Here is a 22,530-nt window from a genome sequence, read left to right as displayed (position 1 = left end):
GCATATTAAGAAAGTATAACCTTTCAGATATGCGTAAGGGCGAAGTAAGGCAGATGCCATAACCTAAAGGAGTAAAGAAGCATCTAATTATAAGGCCTTTGGGTATGGTGATTAAGCTAAGTTTTACTAAGGAGTATACTGGATGGAACGAACAATCAAGCGGTTGGAATTTAACAAGGTTTTAGAACGTTTGGCAGCCCATGCACAATCGGAACTTGGTAAACAGAGAGTTGAAGAATTAAGGCCTAGCACAAACATTGAAGATATTAAGCGTTGGCAGGCAGAAACTAGCGAGGGGCGGGAGCTGCTCAGGTTAGATCCCTTAGCAGAACTCACAGGTTGGCATGATGTGCGCCAGGCCTTAATCAGGGCTTCCCGCTTTGCTGTGCTCTCGGCGGAGGAGTTATTTGCTATTGGTGAAACTTTATCAGCTTCCCGACAGATTAAAAAGTTTTTTAGTGAGAAGACAGACATTTACCCACTATTATCAGAGTTAGCAGAATCACTGACCAATCAGGCTCAACTGGAGAAAAATATTCTGCAAGCTATTTTGCCCGGTGGGGAAATTGCCGATGATGCTTCACCAGAGTTGTTACAGATTCGCCGGGGTATTCAGCGTGCTCAAAATAAGATTAGGGAACGGATGGAAAACATTATTCGTTCCAATGAAAATCAAAAATTCCTACAAGATCCCATTATCACCATCCGGGGTGATCGTTATGTGGTGCCAGTAAAGCAAGAATACCGCAATCAAATTCCTGGTATTGTACACGACCAATCCGCCAGTGGAGCTACCCTTTTTGTAGAGCCAATGGCAGTGGTGGAAGCGAACAATCAAGTGAGACAATTGGTGGCTGCAGAAAAGCAAGAGATTCAACGAATCTTAGGCCAGCTATCCCAGGGTGTTAGCACAGTGCACGAGGATATTTCTATTGCCCTGGAGGCATTGGGAGAACTAGATTTTATTATGGCCAAAGCACGTTACAGTCTAAAGTTAAATGCTTGGAGCCCCAGGATTATTAATGGAAATATCATTGATATAATAAAGGGTCGGCATCCATTACTCCTTGGTGATGCGGTACCTGCCACCATATCTTTAGGTAAAACCTTTAAAACATTGGTTATTACCGGACCGAACACCGGAGGTAAAACTGTAACCCTCAAGACCGTGGGTTTGTTTACCCTAATGACTCAGGCGGGTTTGCATATACCAGCGGAGGCTGGGACTGAGATGGGTGTCTTTAAACAGGTCTTTGCTGATATCGGGGATGAACAGAGTATCGAACAGTCCCTCAGTACCTTTTCCTCCCATATGACGAATCTGGTTCGGATTTTGGAGCAAGCAGGAGAAGGATCTCTGGTGCTGATGGATGAACTAGGTGCTGGTACCGATCCCACCGAGGGAGCAGCCTTGGCCAGAGCAATTTTGGAGGAACTACATCGCAGAGGTACCTGTACCCTGGCCACTACTCACTATAGCGAACTTAAGAATTATGCCTATGCAACGCCTGGTGTTGAAAATGCCAGTGTGGAATTTGATGTAGAAACCCTACGACCTACCTATCGTTTATTAATAGGACGCCCTGGTAGGAGTAATGCCTTTGAAATTTCTGCCCGGCTGGGACTGCGGAGGGAAATTATTGAGAGTGCCCGTAATTTCTTGACCACTGAGCAGGTGGAGGTGGCCGAATTAATCTCCAAACTGGAAAAAACTCAACAAGTTGCAGAAAAGGAACGGGAAGTAGCTACCGCGCTGAGGCGGGATAGTGAAAAGCTTAAAGAGCGATATCGTGTATTGGAACAAGAACTGAGGGATAAAAGAGAGATCATCCTGGAAAAGGCCCATGAGGAAGCCAGCCGCCTGGTTCGCCTGGCCCGGTTAGAGGCGGAAGAAACGGTAAAAGAACTTAGGTCTCGTTTGGCTGAGGAAGGTGCCAAAAATCGTGAAGAAGCCATTCACCAGGCCCGTAGTAAGCTGCAGCAGGTAACCAATAAAGTTGCGGCCAAGGCCCCGCAGCGTACCAGTGATGGGGAGATACCTAAGGAGGTTAAACCAGGCGAGGAGGTCTTTTTACCGAAATATAACCAAAAGGCCTATGTTGTGAGCGTATCTGGCAACAATGTACAGGTACAAGTTGGTATTATGAAGTTAGTTGTATCCCTCAAAGACCTGAGAAAGACGAAGGAAGTTGCCACCACCTCCGGTCAAAGTAAAGTGGGAAAGGTATTTATGGATAAGGCCCAGCAGATTGGAACCAGCTTGGATCTCAGGGGTATGACTGCTGACGAAGCTATGTTGGATATTGAAAAGTACTTGGATGATGCCTTTCTGGCTGGACTTAGTTCAGTTATACTGATACATGGCAAGGGGACCGGAGCTTTACGAGCAGCTGTGCACAGGGAACTAAAAAATCACCCCCGGGTTAAGTCTTTTCGGCTAGGAGAAACTGGAGAAGGTGGAACCGGGGCTACGGTGGTTAACTTAAAATAATAGTTAATTTGGGGAGTGTCGCATAACTACTTTTGGTAGGAAAGCGACGCTTCTTTTTTATTCAAATTTACAGATCCATGCACTAATTATGGGTGCAATGACAAAATAATTATGCAACTGCCGCTTATTTAATAAAAAATATCTTTAATGCAGCTTACAAAAGAATGAAATTAACTGAAAGCAACAACAAATACAGTGTTGTTATTACTATAATATGTATAACCATAAGCCCTGATCCAGGCTAATGGCTAATTCAATAGGGGGGATAAACATGACTGAACTACTACTGGCCAGATGGCAATTTGGTATAACCACGATTTACCACTTTCTTTTTGTTCCCTTAACATTGGGACTTTCTGTTTTGTTAGCCATCATGGAAACCATGTATGTTCGCACAGGAAATGAAATCTATAAGAAAATGACTCAATTTTGGGGAAAATTGTTTCTCATCAACTTTGCCATGGGTGTGGTGACTGGTATCGTTCAGGAATTTCATTTCGGTATGAACTGGTCAGAGTATTCGAGGTTTGTGGGTGATATTTTTGGTGCACCACTGGCCATTGAAGCATTGTTAGCCTTTTTTCTGGAATCTACCTTTATTGGTATCTGGGTATTTGGCTGGGATAAGTTACCCAAAAAGTTACATGCCCTAAGCATTTGGCTGGTGGCCATTGGAAGTAATCTATCAGCCCTATGGATTTTAATTGCCAACTCTTTCATGCAAGCTCCGGTGGGATATGCCATTCGTAATGGCAGAGCAGAAATGACAGACTTTTTTGCCTTAATTACCAATCCTCATGTATTTTATCAGTTTCCTCATACCGTTTTAGCAGGGTTTGTAACTGGCGCATTCTTTGTTATGGGGGTAAGTGCCTATTACATATTGAAAAGAAAGAATTTGGAAGTATTTCGCCGTTCTTTCCAAATCAGCTTAATATTTGGTTTAGTTAGTGTATTATTAGTTACCACCGTAGGCCATATGCAAGGACAATATTTAGTCCAAACCCAGCCCATGAAAATGGCTGCAGCAGAGGCTCACTGGGAAACTGCAGATCCGGCACCCTTTGCAGTGCTGGCCGTGGTGGATGAGAAAAATCAAACCAATTCCTTTGAAATTACCATTCCCAAACTGTTAAGTTTTCTTTCTTACAATACCTTCACTGGTGAGGTAAAAGGGTTAAAGGAACTGCAGACAGAGGCTGAGGTAGTGTACGGGCCAGGCAATTATATACCGCCCGTTAGCCCAATGTTTTGGAGCTTTCGCATTATGGTTGGAGCGGGTACCTGGATGGTCTTTATCACTTTGCTAAGTATTTATTTTTGGCGGAAAGGATCTTTGGAGTCCAAACCAATGGTTTTAAAGGCACTGCTTTGGTCTATTCCCATACCCTACCTGGCAAACTCCACTGGTTGGTACATGACGGAGGTAGGGCGACAGCCCTGGATTGTGTATGGTTTACAAAAGGTAGAAAACGGTGTATCACCCTCTGTTTCTTCAGGGGAAATTCTCATCTCTTTAATTGGCTTTACATTAATTTACGGGCTCTTAGCCCTGGCCGATCTGTATCTAATGGTCAAATTTATTAAACAAGGTCCAGAACAATCAGTCCATACTCATTTGGATAGAACTGACAAGGGGGTGTCCCTATGGACTTAAATATTCTCTGGTTTATTCTAGTTACTGTCTTGTTTATTGGTTTCTTTTTTTTAGAAGGCTTTGATTACGGGGTAGGCATACTATTACCCTTCCTGGGCAAGGATGACGACGAGAGAAGAGTAGTTATTAATAGTATTGGCCCAGTTTGGGATGGCAACGAAGTATGGTTGCTAACAGCTGGGGGAGCTTCCTTTGCAGCCTTTCCGAACTGGTATGCAACGCTGTTCAGTGGTTTTTATCTGGCTTTGTTTTTAATCTTAATGGCTCTCATTGTACGTGGTGTAGCCTTTGAATTCCGCAGCAGTGATAGAAATCCCACCTGGAGAAATTTTTGGGATTGGATGATCTTTTTCGGAAGTTTTGTTTCTGCACTGTTGTGGGGCGTAGCAGTTACCAATTTACTGCAGGGTGTTCCTATTGACGCTAAAATGCAGTATGTAGGTGGTTTCTTAGATTTACTCAGCCCCTATAGCCTGGTGGGTGGGTTAACGACTTTGCTAGTATTTACCCTCCATGGTGCACTTTTCTTGTCCCTCAAGACAGAAGGCAGAATTTATGAGAGGGCTCGTAGTGCAGCTATGAAGGTTGGTCTATTAGCTATTCCGGTGATATTGGTGTTAGTTCCCTTGACCTATATTAAGACAGATTTGTTTGGCAAGACTGGTGCTGGTGCTGCATTCCTTTTGTCAGGTATATTCATGGTAGTCGCACTGCTTATGTTACGCAAAGGTAAAGAGGGTTGGGCATTTACATATAACGGCTTAACTATTATCTTTTTTACTGTATCAATTTTCTGGGGTCTATTTCCTCGGGTAATGATATCAAGTCTGGACCCTGCCTGGAGTCTGACCATTTATAATGCTTCTTCCAGTCCCTACACATTGAAAATTATGGCCATTATAGCCCTAACCCTGGTACCCATTGTCTTAATTTATCAGGGTTGGACCTATTGGGTCTTTAAAAATCGTGTAACAAAGAAACATCTGCATTATTAGTCATTCGACGGTGCCAGGCACCTAGGTTCGATTAGCCCCAGCTGTTAGTTAATAGCTATTGCCCAAATGCTAAAAGCTAACAGCTAAAGGCTAATGGTAAAGGCTTGAGGTGAATAGGTCTATGCTTGATCAAAGACTTTTAAAAGAGGCCAGAAAGGCACGTTATTATTTGATACTAACCATTGGGCTGGGGATTATTATGGGTTTTATAGTTGTTTTTCAAGCCAAAACCCTAGCCAGTGTCGTAAGTCTGGTATTTATTGAAAGATATCAACTAGCTCAAGTACGACCATTGCTTATCCTTTTGTTGGGTTTAATATTTGTACGGGCCTTTGTGGCCTGGTATAGTGAAATTTCTGCGCAACGGGTAGCTGCCAGGATTAAGGCTGATCTTCGTAGACGGGTGCTACAACAGCTTTTTGAGCTTGGTCCTATCTATGTCAAGGGTGAACGAACTGGGGAATTAATTAACCTAATGGTGGAAGGTATTGAATCACTGGAAGAGTACTTTGCTAAATATATACCCCAACTGGTCCTAGCTGTTGCAGTGCCCCTAACAGTTCTATTGTTTGTTCTGCCCATTGATGTAACCTCTGGTTTAATACTCCTAATTACTGCCCCGTTAATACCTTTCTTTATGATATTAATTGGCAAATGGGCAGATCATTTAACAAAACGCCAATGGCATATATTGAGTCGCATGAGTGCACATTTTTTAGATGTTTTGCAGGGCCTGACAACCTTGAAACTTTTTAACAGGAGTAAGGATCAAATCAAAGTAATTGGCAGAATCAGTGATGACTTTCGCAAGACCACTATGGGAGTACTAAGAGTGGCCTTTCTTTCTGCCCTGGTATTGGAATTACTTGCCACCATTAGCACTGCTTTGGTGGCGGTTGGTCTGGGAGTAAATCTTGTCTATAATCATATTACTTTTGAAAAAGCCTTTTTTTTATTACTACTGGCACCTGAATTTTATTCGCCCTTACGGTTATTGGGATTGAAATTCCATGCGGGTATGAATGGTATGCAGGCTGCAGAGCGTATCTTTGAAGTACTTGATCAACCTGTTTGTGCAGAAACCACAAAGCTTCCGAAAGAACTGATTAATGCCCAAAGAGTTCAACTGTCCTTTGAGAATGTTCACTTTAGTTATGGAACTGCAGAAGTACTACGAGGAGTAACCTTTGACTTATGTCCTGGGGAAAAGATTGCCTTGATTGGACCAAGTGGAGCAGGAAAATCCACCATAACTAATTTGTTAATGGGTTATATCAAACCCACAAAGGGCTTAATAAAGGTTAACGGAATAACCATGAAGAGTTTGGCTAGTAATGAATGGCGTCAACTGGTGTCTATGGTACCACAAACAACCTATCTTTTTTATGGTACGGTGGCAGAGAACATATTGCTAGCTAGACCAGGAGCAACTGAGTCAGAGCTAAGGGAGGCTGCCCATAGGGCCGGTGCCCATGAGTTTATTGAAAAACTCCCCCAGGGTTATAACACGCCCGTGGGAGAACAAGGTATAAAACTTAGCGGCGGACAGGCACAAAGATTGGCTATAGCAAGGGCATTTTTAAAAAATGCACCTATTTTAATTTTAGATGAAGTTACTACTGGGCTAGACCTAATTAGTGATTTGGCAGTTCAGGAAGCCATAGAGCAACTAATGAAAGGGAGAACAGTTCTCGTAATTGCCCACAGGTTATCAACCATTTATGGTGCCAACAATATTCTGGTTTTAAACGAAGGACAGATTGAGGAGAAAGGTCGGCATCAAGAATTAATGGAGCAGAAAAAGCTATATTACGATTTGGTTAGGGCATACAGGGGGGGTGAGTCATGAGTACCATTAGGCAATTGGTATTACTGGTGCTACCCCATTGGCAGCTCATGCTTATGGCTGTGTTACTAGGTTTTCTTACGGTGGGAAGTAATATTGGTTTACTTACTACATCGGCATATTTAATCTCCAGGGCAGCACTGCACCCCCCAATACTGGATTTAATGGTAGCAATTGTAGGGGTTCGCTTCTTTGGCCTTGCCAGGGCAATTTTTCGCTACTTTGAACGGTATTTTTCCCATGATGTTACCTTCCGGGTGCTTTGTAGTATTCGGGTATGGTTCTATAGAAATATAGAACCCCTGGCTCCTAGCAGTCTAAAGGATTACCATAGCGGTGATTTACTAAGTAGAATTGTAACCGATGTGGAAACACTAAAAAATTTCTATCTGCGTGTTTTAGCACCACCTTTAGTGGCTCTAATGACACTAATAGTCAGCTTTTATTTTTTAAGCTACTATGATATCAGAATGTCTTTTCTGCTAATGTTATTCTTTCTTATTGCTGGGTTGATTGCACCTATTTTAATCGGTAGGTGGAGTTGCCCTTTGGGAGAAGAAATTGTAGAGTCCAAATCTAAATTAAACTCCCTGCTAGTAGGCAGTATTCAGGGCATGGCCGATATTGAGGCCTGTGGTCAACAGAGCAGGCAGTTGGGCAAAGTGGCAAAGGAAACTGAAAAATTATTGAAACTACAAGGGAGTGTAGCTAAGATCAACGGATTAGCCAGTTCCTTAACCGGACTTTGCATGCATCTTACCATGTGGGGCATTTTAGTGTTGGCCATCATGAAGGTGGAGCAAGGGGAGTTGGCCGGGGTTAATATCGCCATGTTGTCCCTTGTTGCCCTTAGTTGTTTTGAAGCAGTGACTCCCCTACCTATGATTTTCCCCTTTCTTCAAGAAAGCATGGCTGCCGCTAGTAGATTGTTTGCTATAACTGCTCAAGGAGCTGCGAAATCCGATAATAAAGATGAAATTATTTTGCCCCAAGGTTATCAAATAGATTTTTCTCAGCTGTGTTTTCGATATGATCTGGATAGCCCCTGGGTTTTGCAGGATATTAGTTTTACAGTTCCCCAAGGTGGAAAAGTAGCTGTTGTTGGACCCAGTGGAGCGGGAAAGAGCACCTTGATTGGTCTATTGCTGGGTTTCTACGACTACCAAGGGGGTAGTATAAAGCTTGGTGGCAGAGAAATTACGGATTATAAACAAAACAAACTTGTGGAGCAAATGGCGGTGGTTAGTCAACGGACTCACTTATTTAATACAACGATAAGGGAAAATTTATTGTTAGCCCGGCCGGATGCTGGCCAGGAGGATATGATCAATGCTGCCCAGAAGGCCAAAATTCACGATTTTATCATGTCTTTACCCTTAGGTTATGATACCTATGTGGGCGAAGGTGGTTTTAAACTTTCTGGGGGACAAAGACAGCGATTAGCCATTGCCAGGGCTATTTTAAAGAATGCGCCAATCTTGATACTGGATGAATTAGCCACTGGCATTGACCCGGTGGCTGAACAGGAGATTATGCAGGATCTTTACCAACTTATGAAGGAAAAAACCACCTTGATTATCACCCATAATCTTGTTGGATTAGAGAGGATGGATCAAATAATTGTGCTCGCAGAGGGTAACGTTGTGGAAAGGGGTAATCATCAACAATTGCTGGCACAAAGGGGACTTTACCAACGGCTATTTATGGCCGTTAGACGTTAGCTATCCAACTGTAGCTTTTACTAATTTGGTTTTATGAAATATGTAGGGAACGATCCCAGTGTCGTTCCGTGTTAGGACAGTGTTATTTTGGATTTACCGCAAGGCAATGGCATGCTATCAAAACTGTCTAAATTATCAAAAGATACAAGCAATTTTATGAAATGTCGGCTAAATTTATACTAAATGGCGAAAAGTGTCGTATTCAGGACCTAAACACCTCAAATGCGGTATGTGGTATTACCACATGGATTGCTGGCATTTTATCTTAGCGTTATGATAAGGTCATGCATTATCATAATTAAGGACGGGGTGTTAATTATGATTACAATGATCGACGGCCCTTGAGGAGCATTTTCTAGTTAACCAAATTTTATAAAAGGCGGTTTAGAGGATGCAGACAGGAGAACAATCATTATCGTTAGCAAAACTTCAGTTTTTCGGTCGTATGGAAGGATATAGTTTAGAAGCTCTCCGAAAGGACATAATTGCAGGTATTATTGTTGGTGTGGTGGCAATTCCCTTGGCGTTAGCCTTTGCCATTGCCTCAGGAGTAAAACCAGAGTATGGAATTTATACTTCAATAATTGCAGGTACACTGGTAGGTATTTTTGGCGGCTCAAGGGTGCAAATTGCAGGTCCCACAGGGGCCTTTGTACCTGTGTTACTATCTATTGTTATGCTGTATGGCTTTGAAAATTTGTTACTGGCCGGTATGTTATCTGGTATTATACTTGTCTTAATGGGTATTACCCGGATGGGCACGTTAATTAAATTTATTCCTAGACCTGTAACAGTTGGCTTTACTGCAGGTATTGCCGTTATTATTTTTACTGGACAGATTGAGACATTTTTGGGCTTACAAGGCGTTGTGAAGCATGAGTATTTTCTTCAAAATACATCTGAACTTATAAAACATATGCATACTATTCAGATGCCAAGTATAATTATTTCCATGGTTTGTCTTTTCTTTCTACTTTTTACTCAAAGGTATTTCCCCAGTATACCAGGTCCATTGGTGGCCCTTCTAGCATCTACCTTGGTAGCAATATTCTTTTTTAATGGTACAGTGGATACAATTGGCTCTAAGTTTGGAGCTATTCCAGCAACTCTACCGGAATTTCATCTACCAAATTTAAATCTAGATGCAGTTTTCAATATGTTGGGTCCGGCCTTTACCATTGCTATGCTCGGTAGCATTGAATCACTACTATCTTGTATGGTTGCAGACGAGATGATCGGCAGTAAACATGACAGCAATAAGGAATTAATTGGTCAAGGAATAGCCAATGTTATTACGCCCCTATTTGGTGGTATTGCTGCTACTGGTGCCATTGCCCGTACTGCCACCAATGTTCGAAGCGGCGGTACCAGCCCGGTATCCGCAGTGGTTCACTCCCTGACAGTTCTAATTCTAATTCTTGCTTTAGCACCGATGGTGTCACAAATTCCTTTGGCCAGCATGGCCCCCATCTTAATGGTGGTGGCATGGAATATGAGTGGCCTTAATGAAATAAAACATTTATTGAGAACAACAAGAAGTGATGCCACTGTTTTATTCACCACTTTTACTTTAACTGTATTTATAAATTTAACTATTGCCGTAGGTTTTGGATTGTTACTGGCTGTGGCCTTATTTATTAATCGGATGAGCGATACTATGTCGGTGCAAAAGGTTCTACCCGATCATAATGATAAAGAGAAGGTAACCTCTAAGATGGTTTCTCCCATCCATGATTGCCCTCAGGTTGGTATATTTACCATCAATGGTGCCCTTTTCTTTGGGGCAGTGGAAACCTTTGAAAAAACTTTGACCAACTGTTTATCAGCCAAACCTAGGGTATTAATTTTAAGGATGGGAAATGTTTTTGTTATGGATGCCACTGCAGAAGTGGTTCTAGAGCATATTGTGGATCATTTTCAGAAACAAAACGGCATTATTCTGGTATCAGGCTTAAAATCACAGCCTGAAAGGGTTCTGAGAAATTCTGGTTCATACGCTAAGATCGGTAAAGAACATTTCTTTGGAGGCACCGGGCAGGCCATTACTTATGCTTTAACCAAAATTCATCCAGAAAAATGTATAGGTTGCAAACATAACGCCTTCTACGAATGTTCTAAGCTTGCCGATGAAAAGAGTTGGCTAAACATTCCACAAGCAGCTGTCCATTAGTGACAGTTGCTTTTTAGTTATTAGCCATTAGCCATTAGCCGTTAGCTAAAGCTAAAAATCTAAAAGCCAAAAGCTAAAAACTAAAGACTAATGGCTCATTTCAAAAAAGAAGAAGGTTATTATCAATTTTTGCCTAATTAGTCAATTAGCATAGAATGAAAGGATGATTAACGATTCGCCGTTTAAACCATGTTCAAAAATCATTAGTGACCCTTTGCTGCGCCAGCATGCTTGTTTTTTCTGTTTTACCGTCAGATGCAGCTGCTGCAAATGAAGTGAAAATTGTTATTGACCAAACCCCCGTTGAGATTCCTTCCGATGATCAACCTGCTATTGTTTTAAATGGTAGAACCTTTGTACCCCTGAGAGTAATTAGCGAAAACCTTGGTACCACTGTTCAGTGGATCCCAGAAACACGGCAGGTGGCAATTCTAACGGACAAAGCAACCTCTTCAATTGTGCCTGAACGATCTACAAAGGAACCAGGAGACATTGAAATCATTGTAGATGGAAAAGTTTTAAAAGTATCGGCAGCAGAAGGCTTACCTTATATTACAAGTAAAAGTCGTACTATGGTGCCCTTTCGGGTTATTAGCGAGGCCCTGGGTTGTGATGTACAATGGAAGCAAGACAGTCAGACCGTAGAGATAAAGAAACCTGTTCAACTGCCCACTCCTGCGGAACCAATCCCTGATATAGGTAATTCTGGACCTTCCCAGGAGGATGTTGCTATGCTTAAGGAATTGGCAGGTTATCAAACAAATATCAAGATGCTGGATGGTAGTGTTATTAATTCCAAAGACCTGTTGAATATGGATGTTTCTGTATTTTCCAGTGAACAGCTAAAAAGGCTGAAAACTTACCTGGATCAGGTGAGTAAATATGGGCCAACAATCAAAATGCCAGATGGAAAGGTAATTAATACTGCAGAACTTTCTATTTTTGGTCCCTCTGTGGCCACAGTTGACCAACTTAGGGCTTGGATTGCGGCAGAAACTCCCCGGATGCAAGCGAAAATGGCGCAACTTAACAGAGAATTTGTCCGCATCCCGGACTTAGCAGAACTCTATATCGAAATAGGCGATGAATACGGAATCCGCGGCGATTTAGCCTTCTGTCAAGCAGCTAAAGAGACCCATTATTGGCAGTTTACCGGGGATGTGCAGCCCTGGCAAAACAACTATTGTGGATTATGGGCCACTGGCAGTCCCTGTACAGGACTTGAATCGTACAATGGTGCTGATCCTGAATTTATTCGGTTCGAAGAAGGCGTTCACGGAGCAATTTTTGCAACTCCAGAGGCTGGGGTAGAAGCACATATTCAACACCTCTATGCCTATGCCACAAATAAACCACTGCCCGAAGGAAAGGTATTGATAGACCCCAGATATAGTTTAGTACAAAAGGGTATTGCCCCCACTTGGCAGGGTCTTAATGCCCGTTGGGCTGTACCAGGTACCACTTATGGTCAAAGTATTATTCATGATTACTGGAAGGCTGCCTTAAACAAATAGCTAAAAAGATGCTAAAGGACTTAAGTCAAACATGCATAAAAAAACCACCGGTATCCTAGGGAATACCGGTGGTTTTGCTTTAGTCCCAATCTCTATACCGTTGGGTATACTCTTTCACTCTGGCTGCTTTTTTAATGTTGTTTTTAATATCTTTCTCTATAGATCCAGTGGTTTCTGGTAACCAGTTTTCATTATTATTTTTTTGTTCGGGTTCCTCATTTGAATCGCCTTGGTTGCCCTGATTATTTTGTTCTTCGGGCTTTTCAGGAAGGAATAGTTTATATTTTTCTGCAGTGGCAGGGTCAATGCCATTTTCTGTATGCAGTTTACAAGTGCTGGTTGGTGCTCTTAAAGCAAAATCTGCTACACTTGATGGTACTGAATAGGGAGTTTTGACAACTACCTTAGTAATACGGTCAGTACAGTAGTCATTTGGTAGTTCACCCGTGATTGCACAAACTTCCATCACTTGATGCAGGTTATCCACTTGTGTGGGTACTGTACCTTGGGCAAATATGTCAGAAACCATATGGTCAGATGGGGTATTGGGACCAGGTAAAAGTCCAGACTTACTGTCAACAGTTGCCGTTTCAATACCCGAAGGCTTCCTAAAGGATCGTACTGGTACATCGGCCAGTGCTTTACTCATAACCTCACGCCATATCATTGCTGGATAAATACCACCGTAGGCCTGGGGCATTCTTTGTGGTAAGTCATGGCCTACCCATACAGCTCCAACTAACTCAGGAGTATAGCCAACAAACCAAATATCCTTTCCTTCATCGGTGGTACCGGTTTTACCTGCCACTGGTCTCGCACCCAGATTAGCCCGAGACCCAGTACCGTATTGTACCGCTGAACGTAGCATATCAGTGATTAAATAGGCAGTGGAAGGCTTCATGGCCTGATTACGTTCTGGTTTAAATTCATCTACTATGGTTCCATCATAACGCTCAATTTTTATAATTGCATGGGGTTTTACGTAAATACCTTGGTTGGCAAAGGCACCATAGGCTCCAGCCATATCCAGGGGTACGACACCGCTACTAACTCCACCCAGAGCCATGGCAAGACCGTCACGGTTAGCATCCAACGTTGTTATTCCTAAACCTTGGGCAAACTTGACAGATTGTTGAATACCAACAGTATTTAACAGTTTTACAGCTACTATATTTACAGAGCTTGTCAGAGCCTGTCGCATGGTAATAAGGCCACGGAAGCCACCACCCGAATTCTTAGGACTGTAGCTGCCAAAGGAAGTGGGAATATCATCAATGACAGAAGCCGGACCCATTCCCTTATACTCAATAGCTGGTCCGTAAGCCACAAGAGGTTTAATGGAAGAACCAGGTTGACGACCGATTTTACTACCATTTTCTAAAACTTGATATTGGGTTGCCCGATTGAGGGCCCGTTGATGTGTATGCTCACGTCCACCAACAATAGCCCTTAAATAACCTGTGCCTGGTTCCATAAAGACAGCAGCACCTTGAGGTTGCGGTGTACCATTTTTATCTGCTGGGTAATTTGGAAAATTATTAGGATTGGCTAATGCCAGTTCAGCTATTTTTTGTACCTCAGGGTCTAAAGTTGTATAGACCTTTAAGCCGCCTTTGTAAACCATGTCTGGTCCATATTTTTTAATTAGTTCATCTGTTACATAGTCAACAAAGTAAGGGTAAGGATATTTAGTTGTCTGCATTTTGTTATCATCGGGCAGGGGTTGAGAGGAAGCTGATTCACGTTGTTCTTCTGTAATTTTGCCTGTTTCTTTCATTCGTTGAAGAACGATATTGCGTCTGTTTAGAGTTAATTGATAATCTTTTTCGTACTGCTCCTTGATTTGTTGTTCATCCTGTTCAGAGGATTTTCCAGAGTCTAGGTAACGTGAGTAAGATGAAGGAGCCTGGGGTAAACCCGCCAAGAAAGCAGCTTCTTCCAATGTTATATTATCTGTCTTTAAATCCTTACCAAAGTATGTTTGGGCTGCGGACTGTATACCATAGGCACCTTGCCCAAAATAAATTTTGTTTAGATACATTTCAAATATTTCGTCTTTAGTAAAATGTCTTTCCATTTGCAGGGTTAAGATAACTTCCTGCATTTTTCTTTTAAGACTTTGCTCCGGAGATAGATAGGATAATTTAACTAACTGCATCGTAATAGTACTAAACCCTTCGCGAATCCCACCAGCAGTTACGTTTCTAAACAAGGCCCGACCAAAACTACGAAAATTAATACCATGATGTTCATAGAAACGATCGTCTTCTATAGCAAGAAAGGCATCCTTTACAGTATCAGGGACTTCATCTAACTTTATCGGTTCACGGTTTTCTGTACCGACTCTGGTTACTAAATTCCCGTCTTTATCGTAGATAGATGTAGGTACCATATTCTCAAGGGCTTGGGGATTAAATGCAGGCATGTCCGACATTGCGTAGGCAAAATAGCCTAACGATGCGATACCGCCAATTGCAAAGCATAAAATTGTTATCATTAAAATTAAGCGTCCGGGTCTAAGTTTCCGGCTTTTGCGCTTTGCCAAGAAATAACCTCCTTTGAACAATATAAAGGCCTATGATAACAGAATTATAACATACTAAGAGAAAGATATTGTATAGTATTTTGATTTCTTGTCACTCACTGTAAGCTTTGGTATAATTATTAAGATTTGTCGAATTTACTATATTGTTTTACGCATTATCTACAGTTTTTAGACAGGTTTCGAAAGGTGTCTTTGGATGCTAGATGTTCAAAAACAACTAAAAATTATAATTGTTGTAGCAGGATTTATATGAAGAGGGAATGGTTCGGCCGGCACCAATAGTGAAGCCAGAAGGCTTATCAAAGAAGGGGCAGTAAAAATAAATAATGAAAAAGTTTTTAATTCTAATCAAAGAATTAAACCAGAGAACGCTATGATTGTTCGGGCTGGTAAACGCAAGTTTGCCAAACTAGTCCTTAAATAAATTCACGAAATTTATACAGGCTATCACCTTTTATTTCACCTCCACATATAGATATGATGTGGAGGTGAATGTCTTGTTTAAGAAGAAAAGACAAGTTTCTGGTAAAATAATTATTTTATTAACTTTACTGACCCTAATAGGGATATTCATTTATGTGGATCGTTTACTTCAACCAACTCTTTTTACTATTGCTAGAGTAAAAGCTATCCATATGGCAACTGAAATTATGAATCAAACTGTTATGGATAATCTAGCTCAACAGCAACTAAGGTATCATGATTTAATACAAATACACAAGGATGAACAGGGAAAGATTGTCCTCGTACAAGCGGATACAATGAAGATTAACAAAGTTTCCAATGAAATCACTTTAAAAATACAAGATTCCTTTAAAAGGATGGATAGTGAAACCATAGGTATACCTATAGGTCAACTGCTTGGAATACACCTACTGGCTGCCCTAGGACCTGATTTTAAGGTGAATATGATTCCCGTGGGGATTGTAAGGGTGGACATTATTGACAAATTTGAAGGTGCAGGCATAAATCAAACCCGGCACTTAATATGGTTAGATCTCAGCTCCGAATTCCAAATTGCTATACCATTATATAAAGAAGTTTTTAAAGTTAATACAAAGGTACCTTTAGCGCAAAATATCATTGTTGGGGATGTACCCCCTGCCCTTGTAACGCTCCAGGGAGGGATCCTGGGGAATTAATTTAGCTATTAGTCATTAGCAGTTAGCTGTTAGTATTGGGCTAAAGGTTAGAACTAAAACCTAAAGGCCAAAAAGCTAATGGCTAAAGGCTAATAATTAAAGACTAAAGCAGGAGTGAAATGAATGCCAGCAATATTTAAAATAATTACCGCCATGATTATTTGGGGGAGTTTAGGTGTATTTGTTAGACACATTCAATTACCATCATTGGAGATAGCCTTTTATAGAGCGTTAATTGCATCTATTATACTGTTATTAGTTTTCTTAACCTTTAAAAATAAAAACCTCCAAAGTATCCGTAGAAATCTCCTTGTATTGGTAATATCTGGTGTGGCCATAGGTTTAAACTGGGTAATGTTGTTCCAAGCCTATCGTTATACCACTATCTCAAATGCAACCTTAACTTACTACTTGGCACCGGTTTTAATTGTGTTAATATCTCCTTTTGTTCTTAGAGAAAAAATATCATTCACTAAAATTATTTCTGTATTAGGTGGGATGGCTGGCTTAGTTCTTATTATCAGCCAACAAAGCAACAATACTACTATGATATATAATCATAGTGTAGGGATTTCTTACGGCTTAATTGCCGCCGTACTCTATGCTGGTATTGTTTTGTTAAACAAACGAATGAAGAAAATCGATGGGTTTCAAATGACCCTTGTTCAATTGGCAACTTCAGCCTTAGTAATGTTGCCCATGGTTGTTGCAAGGACCAATTTTCGCATTGTTCCTGATGACCTAACATATGTTCTAATTTTAGGCCTAGTGCATACGGGTCTGGCTTATTGGCTATACTTTTCAGGCTTAAAGGAGATGAAAGCACAAAATGTAGCTTTATTCAGCTATTTAGACCCAATCTCCGCAGTGTTGTTTGGCACCCTTTTATTAAATGAACCAATGGGACTATGGCAGGCCATAGGTGGATTCTTAATTCTTGGTTCTGCAGTTTTTGGTTCTAGAGAGAATATGACTCAAGGGGACGGTTCTGACTCAAGGGGACGGTTCTGCTGAGTCTAAAGGCTAAAAGCTAATAGCTAATAATAACTAGTTATGATATGATTGTAATAAAAGTTACAAGCTAAATTTAACAAGTTAAATTTAAGGAGTCAGAATATGAGCAAAAACTTAAAGTCTACAGATAAATTTTATTTTTCCTGCCATGATGGATTGGCTTGTTTTAAACAGTGCTGTAGGGATATTAATATTTTTTTGACCCCCTATGATGTATTAAGGTTAAAGCAATACTTAGGAATGGCTTCCGAGAAGTTTATAGAAAAGCACACCCATGTTTTATGGGCACCAGGTTCTGGATTTCCAGTAGTTATTCTAAAAATGAGGGAGGACAACCTAGTTTGCCCATTTATAACTGATTACGGTTGTAAAGTATATCAAGTACGTCCCTGGTCTTGTCGAATGGCACCAGTTGAAGTTAGGGCTCAGGACATATATGGTATTGCCTTTGAAAAATCACGTTGTCATGGTTTAACTGAAAACAAAGAGTGGACTGTGAAGGAATGGATGGAAAATCAGGGGTTATCTGACTATGAGGAACCTGAAGAATCTTTTGCGCAAATACCTATGAAAATAAAGTTAACTGGTGACAAGGATTTAGATCAAAGCATTATGAAAATGATTTTTATCGGTTGTTACAACTTGGACAAGTTTCGTAAGATACTCATGACTAATCCCGAGTTAACTCAGGATGCTGAACCACCCTTTGACCTTAACGATGATCTTTCTTTAATGAAGTTTGCTTTTAAGTGGTTACCAGAACAGCTTAATGATCGAAAACAGTTGGAAAGTATTAAATTAATTATTAATAAATAATCTTAACAATAAAAAGGGCTTGCATTAAGCCCTTTTTATGTTAAATCCCCGTTAGATTCCTCGCCGGGATCTAGGGATTAATTAGGGGATTAGCCGAAAAAGGACGTTCCAATATAGAACAGTGATATTATCTGGAACGACCCAATGCTGAATCTACTGATAAAATAGAACAAAATATATATTTTTTAAGCCCAATATACATACCTTTCCGGGTTTTTAACAAGTTAAATTGGCATATATATTGCATAATATATTATTGTCTTAATTAGTTGGGAAAAAGTATAACCCGACATGGTGTCGGGTTATACCTTAAACATTGTTTTAATGATGACCTCCAGAAGGCACTCTATCTGGCAAACCTTCAGGTTTTCGGTAAACACCACGGGGCACATAGTAAGTGTGGAGAAGTTTATGTGATTTCTCACCCAGTGGCTGACCTAAGAACTCTTCGTATATAGCCTTAATGGCTGGGTTCTCATGGGATTTACGAATAGGTAAATCTTCATCGGCCTTATAGATTCCGGAGATACGCTTGAGACGTACTTCCAAATTTGTTGGGATAGGCTGACCACCACCGCCGATGCAACCGCCAGGGCAGCACATAATTTCAATAAAATGATAATCAGCTTCACCGGCACGGATTTTATCCAGAAGTTTGCGTGCGTTACCCAGTGTATGAGCAACTGCAACTTTAACATCCAGGTCGCCTACTTTAAGAGTAGCTTCTTTTATACCTTCCATCCCGCGCACCGGAGTTAAGTTGATATCGGGCATTGCTTCCTTGGTGAGTACTTCATAAACGGTACGTACTGCAGCTTCCATTACGCCGCCGGTTGCACCGAAGATAACTGCTGCACCAGTGGAAAGGCCCATCGGAGCATCGTAATCTTCCTCGGGTAGGTTCTCCCAGTCAACACCGATCTCGCGCAGCATACGACCTAGTTCCCGGGTGGTAAGAACAACATCCACATCCTGATAACCGCTGTCCTTAAGTTCGTCACGCTGGGCTTCAAACTTTTTAGCAGTACAAGGCATAATTGATACACTATAGATGGTAGCAGGATCAATAGCCTTTTTCTCTGCATAGAAAGATTTAGCCAGAGCTCCAAACATTTGTTGGGGAGACTTACAGGTTGACAAATGTGCTAACAGGTCAGGATAGTACATTTCGATGTATTTAATCCAACCTGGGCTGCAAGAGGTAATCATGGGCAGTGTGCCGCCTTCGGTAACACGTTTAATAAATTCATTACCTTCTTCAATGATGGTAAGGTCAGCAGTAAAGTCAGTATCCATGACACTGTCAAAGCCCAGACGACGCAGAGCTGCCACAAGTTTGCCTGTGCTAACTGTACCAGGCTCCATGCCAAATTCTTCAGCGATGGCCACACGTACAGCTGGGGCAGTTTGCACAACAACATGTTTATTGGGGTCGTCCAGAGCACGCCAAACCTTGCCGGTATCATCCACTTCGGTAATGGCACCAGTGGGGCATACCAATGAACATTGACCGCACATAGCGCAGTTTACATCGTTTAATCCCTGGTTAAAGGGAGGGGCAACGATGGTTTCAAAACCACGGTTTTGTACACTGATGCATTTAACACCCTGTACCTTTTCACAAACTGCTACGCAACGGCGGCACAGAATGCATTTCCGTGGATCGCGAACGATAGCTGGGGAGGAATTATCAATATCATCCTTGCTATGGCTCTGGGCTGGCCTTACAAAACGAACTTCTTTAAGTCCCATAGCTTCGGAAAGTGCTTGTAATTCACAATTATTGTTGCGCAGACAGGTGTTACACTCCTGCGGGTGATTGGACTGAATTAGTTCTAGTGTCATTTTGCGTGAAGCCCTAACAGCTGCGGAGTTTGTTTTTACAATCATACCCTCTGCAACTGGGGTAACACAGGCTGCCTGGAGGGCCCGGGCACCTTGAACTTCTACCACGCAAATACGACAGGCTCCGATGGCATTTATTTCTTTCATATAGCAAAGGGTTGGAATATTAATGCCTATCTTTTTCGCAGCATCAAGAATGGTTGAACCCTGTTCAACTTCAACTTTTACATTATCAATAGTTAGTGTTACGGTTGCCATGCCTTTTCCCTCCTATCCTCTAGGATTTTAGGCCTTTGCGGGGCATTTTGCAAACGCCAGCCGGGCAGGTTTTATCCTTAATGTGTGCCTCAAACTCATGGCGGAAATAACGTAGGGTACTGAGAATGGGGTTGGGAGCAGTTTGACCCAATCCACAAAGGGCAGAAGCTTTAACCGAGTTGGCTAATTCTATTAATAAGTCTAAGTCTTCTTCTTTACCCAGTCCCTTGGTGATACGTTCTAGTATTTCAAGCATTCTTTTGGTACCAATACGGCAAGGGGTGCACTTACCGCAAGACTCATCTTGGGTGAAGCCAAGATAAAATTTTGCTAAATCAACCATGCAGGTATCTTCATCAACAATAATCATACCACCGGAACCTACGATAGAGCCTAAAGCTGCTAAGTTTTCGTAGTCAATGGGGGTATCTAGATAGTCTGCAGGGATACAGCCGCCGGATGGTCCTCCTGTTTGTGCGGCCTTGAAAGCTTTTCCATTGGGAACACCGCCACCAATATCTTCAACCATTTCGCGCAGTGTCAACCCTAAGGGGATTTCCACTAAGCCAGTATTGGTGATTTTGCCTGCCAATGTAAATACTTTTGTACCCTTGCTCTTTTCAGTGCCCATGGCTGCATACCATTCACTACCATTATTTATAATGGGGCAAATACTAGCCCAAGATTCAACATTGTTAATTACGGTAGGTTTATTAAAGAGACCCGAAACAGCTGGGAAGGGAGGACGTGGGCGTGGTTCACCACGGCGACCTTCGATAGAGGCTAGAAGAGCAGTTTCCTCGCCGCATACAAAGGCTCCTGCACCAACACGTATTTCGATGTCAAAACTAAAGTCAGTTTCCAGAATGTTGTTGCCAAGTAAGCCAACTTCTCTTGCCCGTTCTAAGGCTCTATTAAAGTGATCAATGGCTCTGGGATATTCTAAACGAATATAGGCAAAGCCTTTAGTAGCACCAACGGCGAAGCCACCGATCGTCATGGCTTCAATAACGGAAAAAGGATCATCTTCTAATACCGAACGATCCATAAAGGCACCTGGATCACCTTCGTCACCGTTGCAGACAATATATTTTTGATCCGCATTTTGATCTAAAACAAATTGCCATTTGACTCCAGTGGGGAAACCTGCTCCACCGCGACCTCGTAAACCTGATTTTTTAATTTCATCCACAACCTGTTGTTGTGTCATACCTTTAAGAACCTTCGCCAATGCCTTGAATCCATCCATTGCTATGTATTCTTCGATAGATGTTTGATTAATTAAACCACAATTTCTAAGGGCATTGCGTTTTTGTTTCTTAAAGAAAGTCATATCTGATTTGCGTGCATGAACTGAACCATCGGCAGCATGATAGCAGAGTCTTTCAACATATTTACCGTTTTTCAAATGAGAGGTTACAATTTCATCAGTGTCTTCTGGTTGAACACGGCAATAGTAATAACCCTCTGGGAACACTGTAATCACAGGTCCCATTTCGCAGGTACCCATACAACCAGTTACAACAACTTTAACCTCATCCTGTAATCCATGTTTTGCAATAGATTCTTGGAGAGATTCGAGAGTGTTTTTACAACCAACTGAGATACATCCAGTACCACCGCAAACTAGCACATGATATTTGTAATTGTCGGAGGGCTCTTCACCCAAGCGTAATTTTATAGTTTCTTTAGCAGTTGCTCTTAATAATTCGAGCTCTGTAAAATTCATATATTTCACCTCCCTGGAGGTATTATTCGTATTTAGCCAATACTTCAGATACTTTTTCTGCTGTCATCCTAGGGAAAACCTCGCCGTTGACTGTCATCACTGGTGCAATACCACAGGCACCTAGACACCTTACTAAGTCCAAACTAAAGCGACGGTCCTCGGTAGTATTGCCAGCCTTAATACCCATTTCTTTTTCCAACATTTTCTGGACCTCTGGAGCCCCTTTAACGTAGCAGGCTGTTCCAAGACAAAGGTTAACCGAATGTCTTCCCCTTGGACGGAGACTAAAGGCTGCATAAAAGGTTGCAACTCCGTATACATCACTAAGAGGTACACCTAATTGTTCAGCAGTTTTAACTAACATATCTTTAGGTAAGTACCCATGAATTTCTTGAATAGCGGCCATTACAACAATAAGCCCATTTGGATTGCCCTTATATTGAGTAAAAAGTGCATCCAATTTTTTTTCTTGATTACAGTTGCATTTGCACTCTGCACCCATCTATGGTTCCTCCTTTCGTCGGAAGCGCAGGATTTATTACGTTTAGTTTTTCATTCCTGCATTTTTTTTTGAGACTGTACATTAATGTACAGTAAATTAGGCAGCAAAGTATTTAAATATGAGCTACCTACTTTCATTACCACTGTAATGTCTTCGTCTATTATTTTGCTATACCAGGGTATCACCACCCTCCAATAAATAGTTACCAATTAAGATAAGCCATCATAATTTATGCTTAAGTTAAATGAATGTTAAGAAAACTATATTTGGTAAGTAAAATATTTT

14 protein-coding genes and 1 pseudogene are annotated in these 22,530 nt (G+C 41.4%); 11 read left to right on the top strand and 4 right to left on the bottom strand.

Translation table 11 applies throughout. The features are described from left to right. Window positions 1-142 precede the first annotated feature (142 nt). From ACYQ03_RS12655 to ACYQ03_RS12625, 7 genes are all read left to right on the top strand, one after another. Complete coding sequence (locus tag ACYQ03_RS12655; RefSeq protein ID WP_459910293.1) at window positions 143-2,491, top strand: endonuclease MutS2; 2,349 nt, start codon at window positions 143-145, stop codon at window positions 2,489-2,491. Between the two features lie 271 nt (window positions 2,492-2,762). After that, window positions 2,763-4,148 carry a cytochrome ubiquinol oxidase subunit I gene (locus ACYQ03_RS12650; protein ID WP_459910292.1) on the top strand — a complete coding sequence of 462 codons (1,386 nt, stop codon included), beginning with the start codon at window positions 2,763-2,765 and terminating at the stop codon, window positions 4,146-4,148. After that, window positions 4,139-5,143 carry a cytochrome d ubiquinol oxidase subunit II gene (gene cydB, locus ACYQ03_RS12645; RefSeq protein ID WP_459910291.1) on the top strand — a complete coding sequence of 335 codons (1,005 nt, stop codon included), beginning with the start codon at window positions 4,139-4,141 and terminating at the stop codon, window positions 5,141-5,143. The genes ACYQ03_RS12650 and cydB overlap by 10 nt, the downstream gene beginning before the upstream one ends. Before the next feature lie 121 nt (window positions 5,144-5,264). Then, the gene (gene cydD / locus ACYQ03_RS12640) at window positions 5,265-6,992 is read left to right on the top strand and encodes a thiol reductant ABC exporter subunit CydD (protein WP_459910290.1); all 1,728 of its coding nucleotides are present in this window, start codon (window positions 5,265-5,267) and stop codon (window positions 6,990-6,992) included. After that, window positions 6,989-8,710: a thiol reductant ABC exporter subunit CydC gene (gene cydC, locus ACYQ03_RS12635; RefSeq protein ID WP_459910289.1), complete on the top strand. Its 1,722-nt coding sequence runs from the start codon at window positions 6,989-6,991 to the stop codon at window positions 8,708-8,710. The genes cydD and cydC overlap by 4 nt, the downstream gene beginning before the upstream one ends. A gap of 391 nt (window positions 8,711-9,101) precedes the next feature. Continuing rightward, complete coding sequence (locus ACYQ03_RS12630) at window positions 9,102-10,880, top strand: SulP family inorganic anion transporter (RefSeq protein ID WP_459910288.1); 1,779 nt, start codon at window positions 9,102-9,104, stop codon at window positions 10,878-10,880. A 227-nt stretch (window positions 10,881-11,107) separates the two neighbouring features. After that, on the top strand, window positions 11,108-12,394 hold the full coding sequence (locus tag ACYQ03_RS12625) for a stalk domain-containing protein (protein WP_459910287.1): 1,287 nt from the start codon (window positions 11,108-11,110) through the stop codon (window positions 12,392-12,394). Window positions 12,395-12,473: 79 nt separating this feature from the next. Here the strand turns inward: ACYQ03_RS12625 and ACYQ03_RS12620 are convergent, their stop codons facing one another. After that, window positions 12,474-14,939 carry a transglycosylase domain-containing protein gene (locus tag ACYQ03_RS12620; RefSeq protein ID WP_459910286.1) on the bottom strand — a complete coding sequence of 822 codons (2,466 nt, stop codon included), beginning with the start codon at window positions 14,937-14,939 and terminating at the stop codon, window positions 12,474-12,476. Between the two features lie 283 nt (window positions 14,940-15,222). On the opposite strand from ACYQ03_RS12620, the pseudogene ACYQ03_RS12615 reads away from it, so the two are divergent. From ACYQ03_RS12615 to ACYQ03_RS12600, 4 genes and pseudogenes are all read left to right on the top strand, one after another. Next, window positions 15,223-15,363, top strand: a pseudogene (locus tag ACYQ03_RS12615) (S4 domain-containing protein); the annotation flags it as partial. A gap of 73 nt (window positions 15,364-15,436) precedes the next feature. After that, window positions 15,437-16,081, top strand: coding sequence for a sporulation protein YunB (yunB, locus tag ACYQ03_RS12610; RefSeq protein ID WP_459910285.1), 645 nt, complete (start codon window positions 15,437-15,439; stop codon window positions 16,079-16,081). A 123-nt stretch (window positions 16,082-16,204) separates the two neighbouring features. After that, on the top strand, window positions 16,205-17,095 hold the full coding sequence (locus ACYQ03_RS12605; RefSeq protein ID WP_459910284.1) for a DMT family transporter: 891 nt from the start codon (window positions 16,205-16,207) through the stop codon (window positions 17,093-17,095). A gap of 102 nt (window positions 17,096-17,197) precedes the next feature. Then, window positions 17,198-17,911 carry a YkgJ family cysteine cluster protein gene (locus ACYQ03_RS12600; protein ID WP_459910283.1) on the top strand — a complete coding sequence of 238 codons (714 nt, stop codon included), beginning with the start codon at window positions 17,198-17,200 and terminating at the stop codon, window positions 17,909-17,911. 321 nt (window positions 17,912-18,232) lie between these two features. Here ACYQ03_RS12600 and ACYQ03_RS12595 read toward each other — a convergent pair whose 3' ends face one another. The 3 genes from ACYQ03_RS12595 to nuoE are packed head-to-tail and all read right to left on the bottom strand — an operon-like array spanning window position 18,233 to window position 22,245. Continuing rightward, window positions 18,233-20,014: an NADH-dependent [FeFe] hydrogenase, group A6 gene (locus tag ACYQ03_RS12595; RefSeq protein ID WP_459910282.1), complete on the bottom strand. Its 1,782-nt coding sequence runs from the start codon at window positions 20,012-20,014 to the stop codon at window positions 18,233-18,235. 19 nt (window positions 20,015-20,033) lie between these two features. Continuing rightward, on the bottom strand, window positions 20,034-21,743 hold the full coding sequence (locus ACYQ03_RS12590) for an NADH-ubiquinone oxidoreductase-F iron-sulfur binding region domain-containing protein (RefSeq protein WP_459910281.1): 1,710 nt from the start codon (window positions 21,741-21,743) through the stop codon (window positions 20,034-20,036). A 22-nt stretch (window positions 21,744-21,765) separates the two neighbouring features. Then, a complete protein-coding gene (nuoE, locus tag ACYQ03_RS12585; protein WP_459910280.1) occupies window positions 21,766-22,245 on the bottom strand; it encodes an NADH-quinone oxidoreductase subunit NuoE in 480 nt (159 codons plus the stop codon). Window positions 22,246-22,530: the final 285 nt, after the last annotated feature.

The organism is Desulfotomaculum defluvii (assembly GCF_054657375.1).
This window is presented reverse-complemented; position numbering and strand designations above follow the sequence as displayed.